Raw genomic sequence first — 20990 nt, 5'->3', positions numbered from 1 at the left:
TTTAAATATTTAAATTACCGGCTGTGAAGGAATTTCTTTATCCTCAATTACCGGTTTCTCACCATCTAAATCATCTTCGGCGGGTAAACCTTTTACTTCACGGAATATATCCATAAATTCCTTACCTGTAATCGTTTCTTTCTCTACAAGGAAAGCAGCTATCTTATCCAACACTTCACGGTTATCGGCTAATAAGGATTCCGCTTTACTGTAACATTCTTTTAAGATTGCCATAACTTCCTTATCAATCTCTGCTGCCGTTGCATCACCACAATTTAATACGGCTCTTCCGTCCAGATACCTGTTTTCAATTGATTCTAATCCCATTAAACCAAACTTATCCGACATACCGTATTGGGTAACCATAGCCCTTGCAAGCTGGGTTGCTTTCTCAATATCATTGGAAGCTCCGGTGGTTATGGAATTGAATATTAACTGTTCCGCAGCACGGCCGCCATATAAGGTTACGATTCTGGCTATTAATTCATCTTTGCTCATGAGGTATTTTTCTTCTTCAGGAACCTGCATTACATAGCCTAAAGATCCCATGGTTCTTGGTACAATGGTGATCTTCTGCACCGGTTCCGCTTTCTTCTCAAGAGCGGTTACTAATGCATGGCCTACTTCATGGTAAGCAACAATCTGCTTTTCTTCCTTATTAAGAATGCGGTCTTTTTTCTCTTTACCGGCTACTACCACTTCTACAGATTCAAATAAATCTTCCTGGGTTACAACAGTTCTGCCCTTTTTAACTGCAAGAATTGCCGCTTCATTTATCATATTAGCAAGATCCGATCCTACCGCTCCGGATGTGGCTAAACCTATTGCTTCTAAATCAACAGAATCATGCATCAATACATCTTTTGCATGAACTTTTAATATATCGATACGTCCCTTCAAATCCGGTTTATCCACTATGACACGGCGGTCAAAACGTCCCGGACGAAGTAATGCCTTATCCAGTACCTCCGGACGGTTCGTTGCCGCAAGGATTACAAGGCCTTTGGAAGTATCAAACCCATCCATTTCTGATAAGAGCTGATTTAATGTCTGTTCTCTTTCATCATTACCGCCGCCGTAATGGGAATCCCTGCTTTTACCGATGGCATCTACTTCATCAATAAATATAATACATGGTGCCATGGATTGGGCCTGTTTAAACAGATCTCTTACCCTGGATGCACCAACACCGACAAACATTTCTACAAAGTCGGAACCGGATAAAGAAAAGAACGGTACATTGGCTTCACCGGCTACTGCTTTAGCAAGTAAGGTCTTACCGGTTCCAGGAGGTCCTACCAATAATGCGCCTTTCGGCAGCTTAGCACCAATCCTGGTATATTTTCCAGGATTATGGAGAAAATCCACAAGTTCAGTAAGGGATTCTTTTGCTTCCTCCTGTCCGGCTACATCCTTAAAGGTTACACCGGTCTGTTTTTCTACATAAACCTTTGCATTACTTTTTCCGACGCCGCCCATCATACCGCCGCCGTTTTTTGATATCATCTTAAATAAAAACCACATTACCAGATAAATTAACACAAATGGTAATATCCAGACAACAATGATATCCATTAAAGTCGTTCTGGTATCAACAATCTCAGGTTTTATCGTAACTTGGTTACCATCTTTATCTTTGGCATTCAAGAGGCGGTCTGCTAATTTATCATCATTAATTACACCTGTATAATAGGATATTTTATAAAGCTGATTTGGCTGCGTAACCGGCTCTATCACGATTTTATCTGACTGTATAAGAACAGATTTTACTTCCCCTTTATCTAACATATTGATAAATTTATCATAAGAAATCTCAATATTACTGCCCGCTTTTAACTGATTCGTCATAAAAGTAAATAATGCCAAAGTAACGATTGCAGCTATTAAAATATAGAAAAATGTTTTCTTATTATTCATTCCGCGTTTGTTATTATTTAATTTTTTATTATCCATACCCTACCTCCTTCGTATTATTTTTTAAACTTGTAATGATAGGTCTAAATAAATCATATCTATTTGCAAAACATGCTAACAGCTGGATCACATTTATCGAAGCATTGTTGCCAAAGCGGATGTTCTTAGGTCCGCTACGCTACTTGGCTCTATCCTTACCTGCAACGCAGGTATTACAGTCGGAGCATGAACTCAGACTGAAGCAAGCAAGTCAGGACACACCGCTTATGCTGCGATAAGCAGCGAGGGACTTACTTGTAAGCTAAACTGGGGATAAATAAAGATTTATAATAGATACAATTCATTATAATGTTACTCCAACTATAAATCAATACATATGTCATGAAATTTTTGTGTTGGAAATAAAAAAAATATTAATTTTTTTAAAATTATACTGGATTTATTTATTAGATGATAGTATAATAGCTTGTGATTGTTTAAAAATATACTTTTAAGATATTGCAAAAAAAATATAAAGTGTCTTTCTCCATCCTGATTTTGTACATGTTAAGTACATTAATGGGATTAAGGAATTTAAAATGATAGTATGAAGACAAACAGGCTTTATCCTTGTTTAAAATGCCTTAAACCGATGGAATACGAATTTCCATCGATTGTATTAGGGCTTTTTTCATTATTTAACCTCACAAATGGAAGCAGTTGTGGGGCTAAAGGCAGGCATCTAGGTGGATTGCGAATAACTGCTTTTACTGTTATCAGACAGCAGTGAATTACGTATATCTACTTTTTTATGAGCAGAAGTACAGTTATTAATAATTATATCGGTAATGACGAATAATTAGTTATAACTACATTGGTGACAATGTATCGTGATACCTGTATATAGTAAAGCTTTGACTCGTTAAATATGTATGTTATTTATATTCTATTCATTATAAAAATTAATAGACAATTTTAATATTCTTATAATCAAATACATTACGTAAATACATTGTCTTTTATCAGTAGTTTGGAAAGCAGCTTCTTAAAGATATATGAAGATATATGAAACAAAGAATATACGTTATATATAGTATATTACCCTGAAAAGAAACCAGTTAAAAATAAACTAACAATAAATATTATAATCAAAGGAGGAATCATAAGAATGGGAGTTAAGTATGTATTTGTAACCGGAGGAGTAGTATCAGGCTTGGGAAAAGGTATCACCGCTGCCTCCTTAGGAAGATTGCTAAAAGAGCGCGGATACCATGTAACAATGCAAAAGTTTGATCCTTATATTAACATAGACCCGGGTACCATGAATCCAATTCAACATGGTGAAGTTTTCGTTACGGATGACGGAGCTGAAACTGACCTTGATTTAGGTCATTATGAGCGTTTTATTGATGAAAGCTTAACAAAACAGTCCAATGTTACAACAGGTAAAATATATTGGTCCGTTTTATCCAAAGAAAGACGCGGGGATTTCGGCGGCGGAACCGTTCAGGTTATTCCTCACATCACCAATGAAATCAAAAACCGTTTTTATCATAATGACGGATGTGAAGATACCCAGATTGCCATTATTGAAGTAGGCGGTACCGTGGGTGATATTGAAAGTCAGCCATTTCTTGAAGCAATTCGTCAATTCCAGCATGATGTTGGTCATGAAAACGCAATCCTTATCCATGTAACATTAATCCCTTATTTAAGAGCCTCCGGGGAAATGAAAACAAAACCTACCCAGTCCAGCGTTAAAGAGCTTCAGGGAATGGGTATCCGCCCGGATATCATTGTATGCAGAACCGAACTCCCCTTAGAACCCGGTATCAAAGAAAAAATCGCATTATTCTGTAATGTACCAAGTAACCACGTTATTCAGAATCTTGATGTTGAAACATTATACGAAGCTCCATTAGCAATGGAAAAGGAACATCTGGCAAATATTGCCTGTGAATGCCTGGCTCTTGAATGTCCGACTCCGGATCTTACCGCATGGGAGAAAATGGTGGAAGCATTAAAGCACCCCGCAAAAGAAGTTACCGTTGCTTTGGTTGGTAAATACACGCAGCTCCACGATGCTTATATCAGCGTAGTGGAATCTTTAAAACATGGTGCTGTTGCCCACAATGCATCGATTAATATTAAATGGATTCCTTCCGAAACTTTAACCGATGAAAATGCAGCCGGAATCCTCTCTGATGTCAGCGGAATCCTGGTTCCAGGCGGATTCGGTGACAGAGGTATCGAGGGTAAAATCTCCGCAATTAAATATGCCCGTGAAAATAATATTCCTTTCTTAGGCCTCTGCTTAGGAATGCAGCTGGCCATCGTAGAATTTTCCCGCCATGTAATTGGCTTTAAAGATGCTCATAGTGTGGAACTTGATCCAAGTACTACACACCCGGTTATCCATCTAATGCCTGAACAGGACGGTGTTGAAGATATCGGGGGAACTTTAAGGTTAGGCTCCTACCCCTGTGTATTGGATGAAACCTCAAAAGCATATGAATTATATGGTGAGAAAGTGATTCATGAAAGACATAGACACCGTTATGAAGTAAATAATTATTACCGTGAAGATTTTGTCCGCGGCGGCATTAAATTATCCGGTTTATCCCCTGACGGACGTATTGTGGAAATGATGGAACTAGCAAATCATCCATGGTTTGTTGCCACGCAGGCCCATCCGGAATTTAAATCCAGACCGAACAGACCGCATCCGTTATTTAAAGGGTTTGTTGGGGCGGCGTTGGAATATCAGAAATAAATAGGTAATTGCGAAACAACATAGTTATCTAAGCATCTATTTTTGTCAAGACTCTGGTCAAAAAACAGTAGAAACATAAATGTTAAGTTTCTACTGTTTTTTTATCCGCAATTATCACCTTTATTACCATCTGACAGTAACGTCAGGATACTATTATAATGGGAATGCCATCTCCTGTCAGACCTTCCGCCCGGACACGTACGGTGCACTGTTTTGTCCCTGTCTGTGCAGAACATTTCTCTGCTGTGCTGCACCTGACCAGACCAGCTTCATCTGTTTCTCCTGATGACTGTATAATAGCCAGAGCCCGTCCATGGAATGCATGGATATGATTTTTTTTCATGCTCTCCATCTCCTCCGGATTTCCGTTATCCACAGCTATCACACAGGCAGGACCGTCTACTGTGAAGATAAGTTCCGTATCTGCCTGCACACACAGATTACCCTGGCTGTCCAAAAGCTCTGCCTCTATTTGGGCAATATCCAGGCCGTCTCCCTTCATCTGCTGCCGGTAACAGGACAATCGTACTGCCGCAGGTGCTCCGGCTGTTTTCACTACATGACGGGCAGCCTCCTTATCGTCCACATATCCTACCAGCTCAATGCACCCAGGTTCATAGGGCACATCCCAACTTAAAAATAAATCATTTGTATTGATTGGTGTAGGGTTCTTATCATAATGTCCGTACTTCTCCGTCATTCCATAAGCCGGATAGGTGTAAGCCTTTCTGCCATAAGATTTTCCGTTCAGGAAAAGCTCTGCACTGTTACAGCTGGTATAGCCCAATACCTGCAAAATTGAGCCTTCTTTTACATTAAGGTTCCAGTGGGGAAGCAGATGTACCATAGGTTCAGAGCGTTTCCAGATACTCTGATAGAAATAGAAACTGTCCTTTTCAAACCCGCAGGTATCCAACACTCCTGCACAGGAGGAATGCAACGGCCAGTGGGCTTCTCCCAGATAATCGATCCCAGTCCACATGAAGTCTCCCGCCACATAATCATGCGTCATAGTAAAACGCAGCAGCCTGCCGATTTCCACCGGAGCACTGTAATATGGCCTCTTCCACCAGCCCGCCCTTTCCTGCAGGGTCATAAGATATTCTCCCCGGATTCCGCCGAGGCCGCTGTTTTCCGTACCGAGCACACACCTGTTCGGATAGGCGCGTTTGTCATCATCATAGAGAGTTTCCTGCCTGGTACGCCATCTGTCCACATAATTGTAACCCACCACATCCAGCTCATTTAAGAACTCTTCTGTTGCCGCATGCGGCTCAGCGCAAACCTGATCGTTCGCCTGGGTCACAGCCCGCTCCGGGTCTAATTCTTTACAAATACTTTTTAAATGCCTTGCAGTCAGATAACCCTCCGGGACTGTCTGTTCCGGCACCTCATTGCCGATGCTCCAGATAATGATGCTTGGATGATTCCTGTCACGCAGAAGCATGGTGCGTATGTCCTCCTCATGACAGTTGTCGAACCACTCTGAATAACCTCTGCTTTCATGGGTATTGCTACCCAGTTCCTTACCCTTGAGGATACGCCATTCGTCAAAGGCCTCATCCATCACCATTAACCCCAGCCGGTCACACAAATCCAAAAGTGCAGGATCCGGCGGATTATGGGACATCCTCACGGCATTTACACCCATTTTTTTCAGTTTCTCAAGTCTTCTCTCCCATATCTGCGGATGGACCGCCGCACCCACACAACCGCCGTCATGATGGATACATACACCGTTCAACTTCACCCTTACGCTATTTAGCAAAAATCCCTGTTTGCTGTCGAACCGGGCATTCTGAAACCCAGTCACGGTATGTACCTCATCCTGCAGTACTCCGTCAGCATAGACCCTGGTAATTACTTCATACAGTGCCGGATTATCCACATTCCACAACGTAGGAGAAGAAAGTTCAAGTTCCTGGTGAAAAGTATGTACCAGCCCGCTGCAGTTTTCTCCTGACCGTCTTCCGGCTTCCTGAATTCCGTTTATCTCCTCTTTTATCTGTTCCTGTATACAAAGTTTACCGCCCGGCCCATATATACTGGTTCCCACCGTAATTGACTTGACTGTACCGGCACTGTTATCCCTCACAGGAGTGCTTTGTTCACACACCAGCGTTTCCACAGCAAGACGCACCTTTTCCTTAGTTACCTCGAGGTTATGTACCCATACACCGTAGGGAGCAACATGAAGATCTCTTACCCCGCATATCCATACATCCCTTGTAATTCCGGAACCGGAATACCACCGTGAGCTGGGCTGAGCAGAGTTATCTACCCTTACGTCCACCACATTCTCACCGCCGTCGCGGTATAGCAACTCTGTGATATCCCATTCAAAAGGTGTATAGCCATAGACATGACGCCCCAGATAATGTCCGTTTATCCAAACCTGAGTCAACATATACGCTCCGTCAAATTGCAGCACTACCCTGCCACCAATCAAAACGTCAGGGTTTACCTGAAAACATTTTCTGTACCATCCTATTCCCGTCTCTGCATAACCGCCCGAGCCGCAGGAAGCTGCGTGTTCATCAAAGGGATACTCAAGACTCCAGTCATGGGGCAGCTTCACCGGTTTGTAGGCGGCCGTGTCACTTTCCCCTGGTCTTCTGTCTTCTTCTCCGTGATAAAAGAACCAGTTCAGATTGAAATTTTCTCTCTGTCTTACTTTCTTCGCTGTTAAATACATTTTCCCTACCTCTCCTATCTTTCTTATACAGAATACATTTTCCCTATTGATTTGCGCAACAGAATCTCATAACCCGGATTAGTCTTGGCATTGTAAGCCTCTCCCTTAAGCCGGTTAATCAGCTGCTTGCTAACCATATTACCAACCTGTCTTCCAGAGACATTGATTGAAGTGACCGCAGGTGAGAAGCAGTCCAAATTCGTACTGTTATGCAGGGATGCAATGGAAATATCCCTGGGAATCCGATACCCCTCTGCCTGCAGTCTTGACATAATTCTTGTACAGATTACATCATCTCCGCACATGATACACTCTATTTTTCTAGCAAACATATCACTGATGATACTATCTATCAGCTCCATATTTACAAAGTTTGGATAAAACATCTGTTGTTCCCTGGGCAGTCCATGCTTATCAAAGGCATCATAACAGCCCTGACACCGACACCTATTTACATGATAGGCCGAGTCCCCCACCACCGTTGCGAAACGGCGGTATCCCTGGCCAATCAACAGAGATACCAGGCTTTCCGAAGCCGCCCTGTTATCAATATCCACCTGAATCACTTCTTCATAATTACAGGTGCCAGCCAGACCTGTGGGAAAATGATTCTCAACAAGATACTTTAAAAGCTTGTCATCCTCAATATTGCGCAACAGGATCAGTCCATCCACTTCATTTTTCTCCACAAGTGCCTGAATACCGGATATATCACCTGGTGCACCAATTGTAATCAGTACACTATACTTGAGCATTGACGCCACTTCACTGACTCCCAGCAGGCATTCATAAAAGAAAGGAATACTTGTAGTATACGCATCCGTAGGAATTACTACTGCAATGTTTTTTGTTTTGGAATGCTCTGCTGCCTGTTTATCTCCCTGCCATTTCCCATGCTTTTGGGCGTAGGAGCGTATTTTTATCCTGGTAGTTTCCCCAATTCTTCCCTTTCCGGATAATGCCCGGGAAACAGTGCTCTTGGATACTCCCAGATTTTTTGCAATCTCATCGTATGTTATATTTCTTCCTCCTCTTTAATAAAGATCCTGCCAGCTTTTCATACTAACGCAACTTGGTCGCTTAAGCGTCCGCAAATATTACTTGAAACAGGGAGTAAGAATTTCGTTTCTCCGGCAGAATTCTTATATTTCGATAGAAAACTGCAGAGTAGTTTTCTTGTCCATAGAAGAGGGCAGAATGCCTGCCCCTATAATCTGCCTGTTAACGGGTTGCCAACCACGCATCATACTGTTTATAAAATTCATCGTATATCTCCTGCAAACCGGAATCCTTGCATTTCTGAAGCATCTCATTTAATGAGGCGTCAACATCATCCACCAGACCAAGTTCAAGCGAAGGAACATAATCCGTAAGGACAGCCGTTACAGCAGCGACATTGGATTTAACTTTCGTATCATCAAATACAAAGGTGATGGTGGGATTCATAACCACACGATCCTGCCATGAATCGGTGATGGCTTTCTCACGCTCAGGTACACCTGCTTCAGTCAAATTACCGTTCTTGATTGCCCATGAAGCGGAGATTGCGGATGCCGCAAAATCAGTGGCCTTATCCAGCTCTGTATATTGGCCTTTAGCATCGATACTGTAATGCTCGCCTTCAACACCAAGAATAAGGAGTCTGTTCAAATAAGTATCGAATTTCATCATATCAAGAATCATAGCGGCACGCTCAGGATTTTTGGAACCTGCTGCGATTGCCATATCATTGTTGGAATATGCCTCTGCACCTACCAGATGGTCAGTGGTGAGATCATACGCCATACATTTTACACCAGCCGTCTTCTCTGCCTGCTCCATGTAGGTGAATACGGAAGCATTCCATGCGATGGAAGCACCCTGCAAATTGCCGAAAGCATCATCATCTGTTACTGTGTTGGTCAGAGCACTGCGGCTCCAGCATCCTGCATCAGCCATTTCCTTCATATCCTTGGCGAAATTGCGGAAGCTGTCATACTCATAAGCCAGCTTGATATCCTCCTTAGCAGGGATACCGCCGTTATATTGATACATCATATCCAGATAGCTGCTGTCCAAAGCCAGGAAAGTGTCGGACTGCTGACGGTATACATCCCACAGTTCATTATTATCGGTAGCTGCTGCCAGTGCATAGATACCACTGCCTGGGGTTTCTTTTTCAGCAATGGTGAGCATAAATTTCTTGTAATCATCCCAAGTCTTAAGCTCAGACATTCCGTATTTCTCCATCAGATCCTGACGTACTGCTACAATCTTACCCATAGGCGTAGCAACATTAGAGGGAACTGCAACTGTTTTTCCGGCAATATTGGTTTCACTCCAGCTCTCATCTGCCTGATATTTTCTGGTTAGGGGCATATAGTTTGTGATAAAATCATCTTTTAGTTCATAGAAGGAACCCTTTGCTGCTTCATTATACATATAACACCAGGGGGCTGTAAAAATCAGATCTACGTCCTCACCGCCTGCTAACACCAGGGAATACATGGTCTGATAATCACTCCAGCTCATGAATGTTACTGCAAGCTGTGTGTTATAGGGTTTTAAATATTCATTAACCTTCAAAAGCACCTCGTCCCAAGCTTTAGGGGTATCGCCGATGAGATACATGTTAACGGTATAGTCCTTACTCAAATCAGTATTCGAATAGAAATCCGGTGATGCAGCAATAGTGCCTGCACTTACGGATTCCGGCAGGCCATCCAGAGAAACTGACGACGTTTCCGTTGCTGTTGCCTCACTCCCTGTTTTTGCAGACTCCGTGACTTTTGCAGTACCGGAGCTGTTGTCCGTGGCAGTTGTTGAAGATCGGCCGCATCCAGCAAGCATTGTAACCAACAGACATAGAATTAAAATGATTGATACTAGTTTGTTCTTTTTCATTTATTCTCTCTCCTTCTTATTTATGTTCTGAAGCAATTATTGCTTCGGATACACTAACATTAACCTGACACCGAAGAGCTCCCTCACCCTTTGACTGAGCCAATCGTAAGCCCCTTGACAAAATAGCGCTGTACAAAAGGATACAGTAGTACGATAGGTCCGGTAGCAATTACCGTCATTGCCATCTTCATACTCTCCAGAGGGACGGACGGAAGTGCGATACCCGACTTCTCCGCCACGAGTCTCATAGCTTCTGCACTTCCCAGTATTCTTTGCAGATAATACTGCAAGGTAAACATATTTTCATTTGTAATATACAGCATACAATTGTACCAGTCGTTCCAGTAGGCCAGTGCGGAGAACAGGCTTAAGGTTGCCAGCAGCGGCTTACTCAATGGCAGAATCAGACGGGTGAAGATCACAAAATCATTTGCTCTGTCCATCTTGGCTGATTCACTGATTGCATTGGGAATACCATTCATAAAAGACTTGGCGATTATCATATTCCATACGGAGAACATTAACGGCAGCAGAACTCCCAGATAAGAATTCTTAAAATTCAGATAACGTATGCACATCATATACCAGGGCACCAATCCTCCATTAAACAATGTGGTGAAGAAAAAGAAAAATGAGAGCTTATTCCGCCAAGGGAAATCCTTACGTGACAGCACATACCCTGTCATAGATGCCACAAATACGGATAGTACTGTGCCAGCAGCGGTAACACCGATCGTAGTTCCATAAGCCTTTAATATCGAAAGCGGATTTTTCAGACACAGGAGATAGCTCTGTACACTGAATTCGGTAAGTATCAGAGGATATCCGTTACGAATCAGAGAAGCTTCCGGTGTAAAGGATGCCACAATGATCAGATAAAAGGGAATTACACAAATCAGGGCAAATAAACCAATCATTACATAACCTAACACATTTACTGCAAGGGTATCCTTACTCATACGCCTGCCATGATTTATCTTTCTATTTGACATAACATTGCTCTCCTTCCATTAATACAGGGAATAATCCGGGTTCATTTTTTTGACGAGCTTGTTGCAGACAGTAATTGTTACAAAACAGAGTACCGATTGATACAAACCGGCGGCGGCTGATACGCCGATATCGCTGTTAGTAATCAACAGCCGGAACACATAGGTATCTATGACATCCGTCACAGGCTGGAGCAGCGCACTGCTCTTCACTGTCTGGTAGAACAGACCGAAGTCGCCCCTGAAAATATTGCCGATACCTAACAACACCAGTATCATCATGGTAGGTATCAGGGAAGGAATCGTGATATATCTGATTTTCTGCCAAACGCTGGCTCCATCTATAGAAGATGCTTCAAACATCTCCTGGTCCAGTCCGGTTATGGCAGCCAGATATACGACGGACCCATATCCAGTCTGCTTCCATATCTTCAAGAAAATCAAGACGACAATCCATGCTCCGGGCGTATTATATAAATCGAAAGAATTCATTCCCAGCATATTCAGAATGTGGTTGAATACACCCCTCTCATAATTGAATATGTTATACATAATTGCGCCAGCTACAACCCAGCTGATGAAATATGGCAGGAACATAAAGGATTGGGCTATCTTCTTGAATTGTCTGCCAAACAACTCATTTAGCAATATTGCGCTGCCCATTTCAAAAATTACACCCAATATAAGGAATGCAATATTGTACAACAGTGTATTACGTGTTACCTGTCCCAACTTTCCCGCTACCAGCAGCGCCCTAAAATTGTCCAGCCCTGTCCACGGAGACCCATAGATGCCGCCGGAATACTGATAATTCTTAAATGCCAGCACAATACCCGTCATAGGTATATATGAGAAAATAATCACATATAAAAGCGCCGGAGACAGCATAGCCAGCAACATCCAATGTTTTCTTACGGTTTTAAAGAATGGCACCTTATACCGATTGTTATTTGTTACTTTCCTCATTTTTTCTTCCTTTCTTTTTATTTTTTGTGTAACTTCTCATCCTCTCTTTCTCACTTCGCTACCGCCGTCAAAGCGGTTTTTCGGAAAATGTGCATTATTAACAGTTACTCTTATCTACAGCTGATCCTATAGTGCATTTATTACCTAAATAGCTCTTTTTTTATAATACGCTTATAACATTTTTAATTCAATTTGCATAATTCCAAATATATTTTATTCTGTATTGTATAATTCCGCCAAAATATTCCATATTTTTGAGCAACCTTGAGCAACAAATCTTCCCATGTTACCGCACTATATTGCGCAACAAAAAAAGCAGCAAAAAGCTGCTTTTAACGACCAATAACTCAGATACAATTTCTTTCTATAAAAAGAATTCAAAAAACAGGAGAAACATAAAGGTTACGTTTCTCCTGTTTTTTTTGTTATTATCTTTATTAACACTCTTCTATAATCATAATATAGGAATCCTTAAGGAATATTACTTTATATCTTTTGCTAATATTTTCAGCTTTCTCCATTTTTATGGCACTTCTTTTCTTTAGGGCGAACCAGATACCCCAAACCGTATTGGAACTACTAAAATAAGAGAATAAATAAATCATATAACCATGAATTAATAATAAGCCGACAGGACTGGCTTACTTTAATTCATGGCTATATACTTGTTTATTTATTGATAGAGTTGAGTGTCAGAAAGGCAATTTTGCTTTTTGAATATTTGAATGAATACCAGAGTATATATACACTGTATTCATAATGTCTATGTTTAAAGTGCTTTTGACCCAACATCATCATATTGACCAAATTGTTCATCGTAATCACTATTTTTTATTATTTTTAGTCTTTTTTAAATAGTGATAATAAGGTAATAAGTGCGGATCCAAGAAAGATACAGATATCCGAAATATTAAATATTATCTTTTTCAGGAACTTAAAACTAAAATAGTCAACTACATATCCTCTGATCAAACGGTCGTGTACATTACTTAAAGCACCGCCTAATATAAGGGCTAATGCAAATTTCAAGACACGATTCCCTTTTTTAGGCAGAAGCATCGCAAAAAGTAATATAAGAACACCCACCAGAGCAACGGTTATCTTCTTTACCAGCTCTACCTTATCCTCCATAAAGTTTAGCATTGCACCTTTATTATGATAACGTTCCAAAATAATATTGCCATTTAGTATTTCTTCTTTTTTATGCATTTCCTTATTTTCTTCAATATATTTCTTTATTTTATATTCAGTGATAAAAATCAACGCTACAATAAGAATATAGATCATTATACTCCTCCGCTCGGTTTGGTTTGAATTATATTAGGAACTATAGTATAACTTAGCATAAATAGTGAATAAATCTTACTTATCAATCATTATAATGAAAATTTTCAGATTTATCAATATTATTCATGTTAATTTTTAATAAAAGTATTCCCCATAAAAGAACGAAATAACTTAAGATAATTATAATTTATAGACAAGCGAACAGTAATTGATTTTTTACCTTAATCTAATTTAGCATTACCTGTGCGAATCCCATATCTGTAATAGTTATCCCGCCTGTCCGCCTAATCTCACCTTTTAATTTTCGTTCAGCTTCATTTCATATACAAATTGCAGTCTTCGATAATAATCCATTTCTATTAAATCCGTAGGTTTTACTTCTCCATCCCTTTTTTCAAAATAGGCAATTCCAGCAAAGTTTAGCATTTTATAGACAAACTGGGAACAGAACATAATATTGGGTTTATGGGAATATCTCAAAACTAATCCCATTAGATTGTACGCACTTCCATCTCGGTTGATTTCTTTCACCTTATCCAGTATGATTGTTTTTTGTTCCTGGGTGCACGGCAGTTTATATACAAGGATGGAGGCATCCGCTTTCTTATTGAAAAAATCCAGCATTTCGTAATTCAGACCAGGCGGATATACTCGTTCCCCGCCATTATAACTGATTATGGTCTTTAGTTCCGGATCAAAGGATAAGGATGCATGATTATACTGCTTTCTTGTAAAAGTGGAGATGATTTCACTGGCCGGACTTCCGGTGTTAGACAGGATAATGTATATATGCCTGTCTTCAAGCCATTTTTCAGCCTCTTCAAAGTACTCTTTCGTCAGCACACCTTTGTTTATATACTGAAAAGAATTATGGCGATGCAGATCATTTTTGATTTCTTTCAGGTTTTCTACTGAAAATGCTTTTCCGGCTTTGGTTACTGTCTCCATGGTATTGATTATTTTATCCCTGCCTGATTTAATATCAGCAAAACTTATGCTTGAAACTTCTTGCGCGGATGGTAAATAAAAACTGGAATATTTGTTAATTGTTACAAATCGTTCTATTAGGAAAGGAAACCATATTACAGCTGCGCCAAAAAGTCTGTCTAGAAATCTTTGAAGCTCCGAATGATCCGGTTGGAAAGTGGCGAGAGAAATAAAAGTTATTTGTAATGACATGATAACAATATATAATAGAATTAAGTATTTTTTTATCTTACTTTCCGATGGTACCATTAACGTACGGATAATCATCAACAGGCAGGTAAATATGTAAGCAAGAACCGTAAAGACAAAATTTCCGCCAACTATAATATTAATGACTAAAAGGAAAATAATAATTTTCAGGACAGTTGTATATCTTTTTAAATCTTTCATTTCTATCTCCTAAAATAATATATTTTAAATCACTGTAATGAAGCCAAATAACTTCTAAACAATATTGGTATATTCGAGGGGGTACATACAGCTTAAGCAGCAAGTACTTGGTAATATTCACTCCAGAAACATACCTTTACAAACCGCAAAGGCATACAATGTTAAATATATTATTTCGTAATTTTATCTCATGCATATAATTAATTGTATTGACAAGATAACCTCTCGAAAATCTTTAATACATTTTACCGTTTACTCTGATTTAGCGTATTTATTCGATATATATAATAAAACGCCGTCTGTGAGAAAATGTCTTCACAATCGGCGTATTTATTAATAATTTTTTTAAAAAAGTCACCGGTAACCTCTATACATTTAAAGCGCTAATAACAGTACTGCAATTTATAATAAATATCTTACCTTTGTTGCCAATTATCAGCAAGCTTTTTGTAAGTTTCTGACTGTTCTTTCATCCCTAATTTATTGTAACAGTTTGAAAGGCGTAATAAAGGATAATCGCCGGAGAAATGTATATTAAGGTCACATTCTGTCTCATAAGCAGCGTTGTAATACCAGATAATAGCTTCCTTATAATCTCCATTTTCATAAAAATATTCCCCTACCTCATAACATATTTCCGCACTGGGTTTCCCCCCAGCAATATTTTTTAAGGAATATTTATACATTTGTACTTCGTCTTGTCTTAGACGTCCGCACTTAGCCAATACACAATGAATTACCTTTAAACTTTCATAAGGCAGATTCTCTTCTGCCTGTTCTTCAAAATAAGTTTCGGCTTCTAAAAAATCAAATTCCGTACCCGCTATAAATAATTCTCTGGCATACAGATTCAGTAATTTTTCCGATAATTTTTCACCTCGTTTAATTACTGACTGAAAGGTTTTAAAATCCCTTCCGGCATGATTATTTTCCGGTAAATGTATGATAGTGATATCGCTGTCATATATCACAGGTTGTAACGCTACTGATTCATGGATTGGATCAACCCATGTAAAATTTCTGATTCGTTTATAAAGCTTTGGCCTATACTCTGTATCATAATTATATGTAGTATTAAATGCTAGCTGATTGGAATATAACATCTGCACTATTTCAATCTCCGGTAATAAGGCTTTCTTTAAGTCCAAAAACTTTTTTCTATTTTCCTCATCAATCACTTCATCCGCATCTGCCACATAAATATAGTCCATAGCTGCCTTTGAAAAGGAAAAATTTCTGGCTGCTGAGAAGTCATCCACCCATTTAAAATCATAGATTTTTTCTGTATATAATTTTGCTAGTTCTTTTGTACCATCCATTGATCCGGTATCGATAATTATAATCTCATCCACAATATCTTTTAGGCTCTCCAAACATCTGGCAAGTACCTTTTCTTCATTTTTTACAATCAAGCAAGCACTAATCGTAATCATTTTACAAATCTCCCTTGTAAAAAATATATACAACATTTTAGTATACTGCACTTATAGGCTAGATACCATCGACATATTGCCAAATTTTTTCCATTTTATTTGTTTAAAAATTCGACTCATAAATTAAAACTTTTATAAATTAATATCAAATTTTGTATGCATAATAGACATAATTATGTAGAGAAAATTGTCGTTTTACCAATATTGTATAATATATTATGTCGTGTTATACTAAATTTATAGAAAATTTCTATTAAACTTCTATTAAATCTATTTTTTCTATATGGGTTGGATGAAAGGTAATTAAAATGATTGAAAATTAAAAACGGTTCTATTCGTAAAACCGAATAAGTCATAATTATCGAAATATCACATTCAATTCTCTGTAATTTCTACCAGGTGGTTTTTAGAAAATTTCATCTAAAAACCACCTATCTTTATTACAAAACATATCATATTAACCCTATATAAAGTATCTGTTTATTAACGTTAAATTTTTTAGAACATTTTTAGCCCAAGAGAAAATAACTTATCAACTTTATACATTATACACTCTACTATTTCTTTTTTTACTATTTTTTTACTTTTAGCTATTAACTAGTACGATTTGTTATTACACTGACTCTGCTTTTTACAGTCACCAGAAATGGCAGAATGTTTTTTTCCAAAATATCTGCAATATCTAATTCATTATGTTCTCTAATAGCAAAACTAAACTTTTTAATGGTATCATTTATATTCTCTTTCTCTATAACCTCATCATTTTCATTTACAATATCCATAGTTCTATTCAATACTTCAATAGACCAATTGATACCATTTATAATAGCATTAAAGAGCTCGTCTGTATCTGATCTTTTTTCTCCCCGCAATTCAATAATTATAGCCTCAACAGCCGGTACTAATTTAATCAGATAATTATGTAATTCTTCCAATGCCTCCATTTGCTGAACTTTAAGCGTATTTTCCTCCATTATTTTTCCTAAGAACAATTATGTTCACCTTTCATTTTATAATTTATTAAATAATTTCTAATTAGTGAATTAACTAATTTAAATCATTTTTTATGAAATAGATGCCGCTAAATATTACAGCATATATTTAAAATATCTCGCGCTCTATCACTCCATTTATGATTTCCAGCTGCTATGGAGCATCCCTTTATCGCAATTTCTTTTGATTTGTTTACATCTGTCAACAGATCATTAACGATATACGGTAATTGATCGGTGTTGTTTAAATCAAATATTACTATATTTTCTTTATTCTTAAAAAATTTCTCTATACTTGTGCTGGAATGTGTCAAACTGACAGCATTGCAATGCATACCGGTTATCAGTCTTTCATGCAGACCCTCTTTATAAGTGGGTATTACATTTAAAACAATTTTAGAACGTCCGATTAATTCAATAACATTTTCTATATCTATTCCTTTGTCAGAAATTACGTTTAAATTTTCACTATAGGATGTAATAAATTCTCTCCACCCGTTTCCTGCCACGGTTACATGGATTCCATTTTCCAGTAAAGTATGAATACATAAATCTCTGTAAAAAGAACGTATATAACCATCAACAGGAAGAAGCATAACCATTAGTTCTCTGAATTCATCTATGGAACAATTAAATCCAATACTATTAAAATATACCTCAAGGGCACCCTCTAAGGTTACTGTTAAATCGTTTTGCATATATTCGATTATTTTATATGCTGTCTTGCAGAATATATCAGGTAATTGGTTAATTGCTTCAACGTATGATAAAGAAGGTGTATAGGTACCTGGGAAGAAAAGATCTATATCTTTCTTTTCGAACGGTATCCGTTCTTTCGATTCAAACCCCGCATGCGGAATATAAAAGACATTTTTTATACCAGGATAATATCTCCTTATATAGCTCACGTGTTTATTATCGATACACCCCAGGTATACATTGGAATTTAGTTCTGCAGATAATCTCTCATGATGATATGAGGGATGGTCTACTATATATCCAAATACGGGAGTTGAAATATTATTGTAAAGAAATGTATTGTCTTCTAATTTATAATCAAAAAACAGAGCCTGAAAGGAAAATATAAGGTCATACTCTCCCATAATTTCCCTTAATGCAACATCAAAATCATCTGCTGCATGAAACCCTATAACCTTGACCTGACAACCTAAGTCTTTAAATCCTGAAGCTATGGCATCTGCTGCATACCTTAGTACATTGTATTGCGAAATCCCTTTAAGAATTAAAATTTTCTTCATATATCCTCACTTATTAATTGAATATAGCTAGCGTTAAATTATACCATATATAAAATTCATAATAATCAGAAAAAGAATTTACTCTTCTCCGCATTCCTCACTATTTCTTTCAACGCTTCCTGTGAATCAGTTAAAATAGCAGCTCTTTCTTTTGCTTTCTGGGACATGATTCTATAAAAATCTTTATCACTAATATATTTTAGTATCATCTGTATCATTTCCTCATAATCTTTTACCCAAAAATCATTGCCTGCTGCCGATGCAATATCCCCAAAGTTTATCGTTACTCCAGGCACTCCCTTATAAAAGGCCTCCGTGATTGAAAAGCCGCCGCCCATCCTCTTAGGATTTACATAAAGATCACAAACTTCCATTAATGCCAATATATCCGGATAATGTCCCAAGCTAGTTGAATGATCCCTTAAGTTAGGATACTTGGTACATAGATTATCATAATTATTAAAGTTTCCGGCAAAAACAATATGGGTATTATGTTGAAATGTCTTAGATATTGCTTCTATATATTCCTCTGTTATATCGTCATTTAGACGCTTTCCAACAACCACCATTATAAAACTATTTTCAGGTAAAGATAAATCCTTGCGTGATATCTTAGACTTTTGTTTGGCCAGTTCAAAGGTAAAGGTACTTTCTATAATATTATCTTTCTGATACCCTGCATTAAGAAGCTTGTCCCACTCATTCTGGTTTAACCTTTTCCCTATAATGGAAATTTCCCCCACTGTTCTGGGTAAATTTGAAAATACTACTCCCATAGATAATTCCGGAACCACGTTTCCACAAATGTCGGCTGTTATACTGCTTCCTCCGATATTTAATATAAAGTAAGGCTTACTATCCTTAATTAAATTTAAAACTTTACTTATTCCTTCTGCAGAGGGCATAGGTTCTGCTACCTGATAAAACTGGAAATCCAAATCCTTATAGGTGATACTAGTTATATTTTCCTCCAAATTATTAGACTTCAGTGTATAATAATAAGGTACTTTTCCGTGTAAAGTAATGTTTTCATGCGTATTTATAATCATTACCTTTTTATTCATGTATTTGGTTAAGTTATACGCTCTTTCTAGCGCCGTATGAGTCGGAGGATGTGCTTCATTGAGAAATTGGTAAATTATAATGATTATCAATTCCTTATTTCTATCTTCTTTTTTAACCGGTTGTAGTTGATCAATAAAGATATTTTCATATTGTTTATAAATATTCTTATACATCTTCGTCTGCATATCATTTATTGCTGTTGTTGCTAGATAGGGCTTCATGAATGTAACTGTTTTAATTTGCTGGTACAGAAAATAACATTCTTTCTTTTTTAAAGTTTTTGAATTCAAAGCTATACGTAAAATTTTTTCATAATACATTGATTGATTCGTATAATTGGCCAGAAAAGATAGTAATAGAACAGCCTCATATGGTTTATCTGTACCATCTATATAATCCCAGTCATTAAAAATCGAGATAAACATCTGCCGATGAAAATTTGGCAGTTTATTTAAATATCTGCTGACAGATTCAAAATAAGCTTGAAATTCATTTACCAGTATATTAAATTTATTCTGCAGATGTTCAAATACCAGAGAGATAAATTCATAATTTAAGTCGTAAATATACTCAGTATTACTGCAGGACTGGTTTATCCCTGCTGTATTAATAAATACCTTCTCAGGTGAATATAAAGGTTCAAAGAAATAATAACGACCCTCCATGTAATAATACTTATTCTTTATATTTTTATTTACTAACTCTTTCTTATCATAATCAATCAACAGCTGATCTAAAGTCTTTTTATTCTTTGATTCAAAAAACTGTAATATATCAAAATTATTTGTGTATATTGGTTTGCTGAGGGCTTCTTTCTCATCGATCGCTATATCTAATAACTGAACATATAATTTATCCAACTCATAGTTTATTTCTTTTGTTATATGAAAATATATAAACTTATCAAATATCTGATGATAAAGCCGAAAAACGGAATAAAATAATATATCGCAATCTGTTAAGAATAAAATATTTGCATTTTTATCAATTTCAAGTGAATCCAATTCTCTAATAATATCATGAGGTTGAATTTTTAAGTCTACAATATTATCGTATAGATGGATTTCCAAACCTAAGCTGTCCAGTTTTTCGATATACTGTAAAATATCGCCATGATTAATATCATTGATAAAGCACAACAAGATAGTTTTCATCTTGTGCCACCTTTCTGTCGGTAACTTTTTATAAAAGAATAACTAATGCAATTCTGCTAAATTTTTTGGTACAGATACTCTAATAAGATGAGCGTAGCATTAATACCATGTTAATTCACTATGTTTACCTCTATTATGAGGCTATATTTTGAATTAGTGTTATAAGGTATGTTTATTATTCTGTAGTGTTAGTCTATTGTTAATCTGCATTATGAGTTGTATTA

The 20990-nt window shown here is 37.5% G+C and carries 13 protein-coding genes; 1 reads left to right on the top strand and 12 read right to left on the bottom strand.

Features of this window, described 5'->3' with window-relative positions; genetic code table 11:
* Positions 1-9: 9 nt before the first annotated feature.
* Complete coding sequence (ftsH, locus tag Ana3638_RS07940) at positions 10-1953, bottom strand: ATP-dependent zinc metalloprotease FtsH (protein ID WP_161837549.1); 1944 nt, start codon at positions 1951-1953, stop codon at positions 10-12.
* Positions 1954-3061: 1108 nt separating this feature from the next.
* Between ftsH and Ana3638_RS07935 the strand changes: the two genes are divergently transcribed.
* The gene (locus tag Ana3638_RS07935) at positions 3062-4666 is read left to right on the top strand and encodes a CTP synthase (RefSeq protein WP_161837548.1); all 1605 of its coding nucleotides are present in this window, start codon (positions 3062-3064) and stop codon (positions 4664-4666) included.
* Positions 4667-4808: 142 nt separating this feature from the next.
* Here the strand turns inward: Ana3638_RS07935 and Ana3638_RS07930 are convergent, their stop codons facing one another.
* The 11 genes from Ana3638_RS07930 to Ana3638_RS07875 form a co-directional block, all read right to left on the bottom strand.
* Positions 4809-7361, bottom strand: coding sequence for a glycoside hydrolase family 2 TIM barrel-domain containing protein (locus Ana3638_RS07930; protein WP_161837547.1), 2553 nt, complete (start codon positions 7359-7361; stop codon positions 4809-4811).
* A 23-nt stretch (positions 7362-7384) separates the two neighbouring features.
* A complete protein-coding gene (locus Ana3638_RS07925) occupies positions 7385-8365 on the bottom strand; it encodes a LacI family DNA-binding transcriptional regulator (RefSeq protein WP_408609517.1) in 981 nt (326 codons plus the stop codon).
* 217 nt (positions 8366-8582) lie between these two features.
* Positions 8583-10244, bottom strand: a complete 1662-nt coding sequence (locus Ana3638_RS07915) for an ABC transporter substrate-binding protein (RefSeq protein WP_161837545.1) — start codon at positions 10242-10244, stop codon at positions 8583-8585.
* 83 nt (positions 10245-10327) lie between these two features.
* Entirely contained in the window at positions 10328-11236 is a 909-nt protein-coding gene (locus tag Ana3638_RS07910) for a carbohydrate ABC transporter permease (RefSeq protein ID WP_161837544.1), read from the bottom strand.
* Between the two features lie 18 nt (positions 11237-11254).
* Positions 11255-12199, bottom strand: a complete 945-nt coding sequence (locus tag Ana3638_RS07905; protein WP_161837543.1) for an ABC transporter permease — start codon at positions 12197-12199, stop codon at positions 11255-11257.
* Positions 12200-13039: 840 nt separating this feature from the next.
* Complete coding sequence (gene lspA, locus Ana3638_RS07900; protein WP_161837542.1) at positions 13040-13486, bottom strand: signal peptidase II; 447 nt, start codon at positions 13484-13486, stop codon at positions 13040-13042.
* A gap of 297 nt (positions 13487-13783) precedes the next feature.
* Complete coding sequence (locus tag Ana3638_RS07895; RefSeq protein ID WP_161837541.1) at positions 13784-14863, bottom strand: hypothetical protein; 1080 nt, start codon at positions 14861-14863, stop codon at positions 13784-13786.
* Positions 14864-15279: 416 nt separating this feature from the next.
* On the bottom strand, positions 15280-16296 hold the full coding sequence (locus Ana3638_RS07890) for a glycosyltransferase (protein ID WP_161837540.1): 1017 nt from the start codon (positions 16294-16296) through the stop codon (positions 15280-15282).
* A gap of 593 nt (positions 16297-16889) precedes the next feature.
* Positions 16890-17270, bottom strand: coding sequence for a molecular chaperone (locus Ana3638_RS07885; protein WP_161837539.1), 381 nt, complete (start codon positions 17268-17270; stop codon positions 16890-16892).
* A 107-nt stretch (positions 17271-17377) separates the two neighbouring features.
* Positions 17378-18547, bottom strand: a complete 1170-nt coding sequence (locus Ana3638_RS07880) for a glycosyltransferase family protein (protein ID WP_161837538.1) — start codon at positions 18545-18547, stop codon at positions 17378-17380.
* Positions 18548-18612: 65 nt separating this feature from the next.
* Positions 18613-20766, bottom strand: a complete 2154-nt coding sequence (locus Ana3638_RS07875) for a glycosyltransferase (RefSeq protein ID WP_161837537.1) — start codon at positions 20764-20766, stop codon at positions 18613-18615.
* Between the last annotated feature and the right edge of the window lie 224 nt (positions 20767-20990).

Origin of the sequence: Anaerocolumna sedimenticola (assembly GCF_009931695.1) — a bacterium.
Lineage (GTDB): Bacteria > Bacillota > Clostridia > Lachnospirales > Lachnospiraceae > Anaerocolumna > Anaerocolumna sedimenticola.
This window is presented reverse-complemented; position numbering and strand designations above follow the sequence as displayed.